Origin of the sequence: Aeromonas sp. ZOR0001, from assembly GCF_000801015.1 — a bacterium.
Classification (GTDB): domain Bacteria; phylum Pseudomonadota; class Gammaproteobacteria; order Enterobacterales; family Aeromonadaceae; genus Aeromonas; species Aeromonas veronii.
The window spans coordinates 52,520-56,139 of record NZ_JRJY01000009.1 but is presented as its reverse complement, the minus strand read 5'-3'; the positions used below and the strand labels follow the sequence as shown (position 1 = coordinate 56,139).

Here is a 3,620-nt window from a genome sequence, read left to right as displayed (position 1 = left end):
CCCCAGCCGCTGTAGGGCCAGGGTTTGCACTCGTAGTCGCCACCGGCATTGCTGACCCGTTCACCACTCTGATAAGCGGTGCCCGCAACATAGGCCGGGTAGCTGCCGTTACCACCGTCACTGTCACCACCCGGAGCCTGTTCCACCAATGCCAGGGTGAAGCGACGCTCGAAGCCCTGCTTGCTCCCCTCAGCCATGCCCGCCAGCAACAGCTCGTAACTGCCGGCCGCTAGGCCTGACTGCGTCAGCTGCAGGGAACCCTGACCATCGATCAGGGCGCTGCCGGTGGCGACCGGATTGCCATCCTGCAACAGGGTCGCGGTGACGGTCACCGGGTTGGCGGTGGTCAGCGTCAGGCTGAAGTCGATCGCGCCGTTGACGATGAGATATTCGGCCGCCAGATCGGTGACGGTGAAGTCACTGCTGCTACCGGTAGTGGGCAGGATGAAGTCTCCGCTCAGGTAGGTCAGACCGGTCCAGCCGGAGCTGGTCAGCCAGTGCTTGCCATTGGTCTGATAGACGTTGGGCAGCTGGGTGCACTGGTTGTTGTCATTGACGAAGCCGATACCGTAAAAGCCCGCCACATTCTTGTAGCAGAGCTGGCGACCATTCTGGTGCAGCACCGGCTGAGCCAGCTTGCCCTTGTGGTGGAGTGACAGCCAGTCAAACTGGTTGATGGCCGAGACCAGCGGCACAAACTGGCCATCTGGCTGACGATAACGGATCAGGGAGCCGGCATCACAGAGCAGACCCTCAGCCTGCTGTTCGACGTAGCCGTAGTACTGCTCGCCATCCTGGAAGGTGAACCGGCAGAGATTGCCTTTCTCCGACTCCTTGGGGATCCAGCCCATCAGCAGTCGCTCCTGATTGGTCAGGGCCGCCAGCTGCCCGGCACTGAAGTCGCTGCCGTTGGCTACCCAGCCTTGCGGCATGGTGGAGAATTGCATGAAGTAGTGGTCGGTATAGTACATGTGGCTGTCAGCGCGGTGCTTGCGAGCCCCCTGGCTGACCGAGTTGTAGCGATAGATGTCGTTTTCCGGCTTGTGGAAGCCGTTGAGATCATCGTCCAGATAGGGCAGGTCGCCCTTGCGGATATGGTAGTTGGCCATGCCCGTCATCAGGGGATGCCAGCCATGGCTGCCACGGGCAAACGCGCTCTCATGGCTGTAGGACTTCCCATCGAAGCCATGGCCAAATTCGTGGGCAATGATGCCCCAGCCGCCGTAGTAGTGGCTGACAAAGTTAAAGGTATCGACCCCGGTGATGCCACCACTCCCGAGCCCGCCCCCCATGGCGGTGATCCCCAGGTTGAGGTAGGGGCGCTTCATCAGGCTGTGGTAGTAGTAGTCATAATCGGCTGCCGTAAAGATGCCGTTCGGCACATAGCTGTTGCCGCCATTGCCGAACATTTCGTAGCCGTTCACCGCCTTGAAGTTGTACCAGACGTGTTTGAACTCCTCGGTCGAGACCATGTAGGCCAGGTTGGTGGCGATGATCAGCCATTCGCGAGCGTAGAGGGCATTGATGGGGCGCCAGGAGCCGCTGGTGTTGGTGGCGAAGCGCACGTTCCAGCTTGGCTTGAGGCGTGCCAGCTTCTGGGCAAACGGATCCGAGTTGGAGCTGAACCTGTGCTCGAACTGGGCGGGCAGATTGATGCTGTTGTCGAGCAGGTTGTTGAGATCAAACACACCATCGCGGCTGGCGCTGTTGAAGCGTCCCTGCTCGCCAAAGGCGCTCAGTGGCAGTGTGATTTGGGCATAGGCGGGCAGGCGATCGAGCTGGCCCAGGATCAGCCACTTGTTGATACCGTTCAGGCGTGACTCGATATTGATGTCATGCAGCTCTCTGGCGGCATAGTTGGTGATGCGCACCGTGTCGTTATCAAGCAGCTCGGTCTTGACCAGCGAATTGATGTTGACCGAACGCTGGGCGCGATCGATCAGCACCTCGTAGGGTTCGTCATTGCGCAGTATGTAGCTGACTGCGGCCGGCATCAGCTGATCGAAGATCAGCGGGCGAGCCGGCAACTGCTCGTCGGCCGTGAAGCTGATCTCCTTGCTCAGCAGCTGGTTGAAACCCAGGCCGCGCTCGTTGGCGGTGACAAGCGCCGATCCCGCCAGCTGGAGATCTTTCAGCGCCGCCACGGGCTGCTGGTTGATCTCCCGGACAGTAAAGGTCGGGTTCTTGAACTGAAAGTCGTTGGCGATCAGGGTATCGGCATCATGCCACTCGATGCGGTCCTTGAAGTTCACCACCAGCCGATCGCCATCCATGTCGATTTTTTGCAGATTGCTGTCGGCGATCACCTGCTCAGGCGCCAGCGGTGTGTTGCTGGCGATGGCATCAGCCAGTTTGCGCAAGTCATAGATGTAGTAGTTTTTGCCGGCGGTGTGGGCCAGGAGATAGTCACCCACCTGATGGAGTTGCACCAGACGGTGGCTGTATTTTCCTTCAAAGGCGAGCCGACCGGCGATGGGGGTCTTGAGGCTGTTCTCCGGCGTCACATCCTGCTGGCGGTAGACCTTGATCTCGCTCAGCGCATCTGCCACCAGCACGTAATCCTGATTGGCAAAGACGGCCTGGGCGCGGTGCAGGCTGTTGCTGCCGGAATCCCGACCGGTTCCCAGGGTGGTGACATGGCGATGTTCATCGGCCAGATCGAAGATATCGACCCGGTGCGAGTAGCGCGAGACCACGTAGAGCAGGTTGTTGCGGACAAACAGTTCGCTGACCTGGTTGTAGGCCGTGGCACTGCCGGTTGCGGTGCCGCGGATCTCGCCAATCTGCTGGCGGTTCGGGATATCGATAATGGCCACATGGCCCGGATTGCCGTTCTGGCTGACATAGAGCCGATCCTGATAGCGCTCGACCGCCGTAATCAGGCTGGCGTCCAGCCCCAGCTGGTCGGCCGTCAGCTCCTCGCCTTTGTCCAGATATTGCAGCGAGGTGGCAAACGAGTTGACGCTGCAGGAGCTGGTCTCCATCACCACCTGGGTGCGTTCGCCATTCTGGATCTGGCCGTGGGGGAAGTACTCCAGCAGACAGCCGTTGCCGTAGTCATAGTTGCCAAAGCGTTTGTTGACTGCTACGACCCCACCGTCGTACCAGGTCAGCTCCCACTCCTCATCGAAGAAATCAAAGACGTTACGAATGGCTGTTTCGTCGAAAAAGTGGGGTTTGGGCAGATCGAACAGGATGTGGTTATCCGCTGTCAGCGGGTAGAGCAGGCCGTTGATGGCAAGGTGTCGCTTGCCATCCTTGATGATCACGTTCTGCTCGTCAGCCGCACTCTGGTGCAGCGCGGCGAGGCGCGCCGTCATCTGTTCGTAGTGCTCCTGATAGGTTTGTTTGAAATAGGCTTGTTCGCGCTCATCGGCCACGACATGGGCCGACAGCAGCAAACCGAGCAGGGTGGCAAGCTTGGTGGTTCTTGGCATGGTGATTTCCTTATCTTGGTTGTTGTTGGATGTTTTTTGGTGGTTGGCAAGCATGTAAAAGAGAGGGGCTAACCCGTCCGGGTCAGTGCATCCTGCCCATCGGCAGCGTGGCCGACGGGCAGGATATGGGCGGGGGCCTGCCGGCCCCCGTTAGTGGTTGGGGCAAGGTCAGAGCTTGATCCA

Annotated in this window: 1 protein-coding gene; it reads right to left on the bottom strand. The window is 59.5% G+C overall.

Going from position 1 to position 3,620, the window contains the following annotated elements:
* On the bottom strand, positions 1 to 3,437 hold a 3,437-nt coding region (locus L972_RS01950), incomplete at its 3' end, for a hypothetical protein (protein WP_047434876.1).
* Between the last annotated feature and the right edge of the window lie 183 nt (positions 3,438 to 3,620).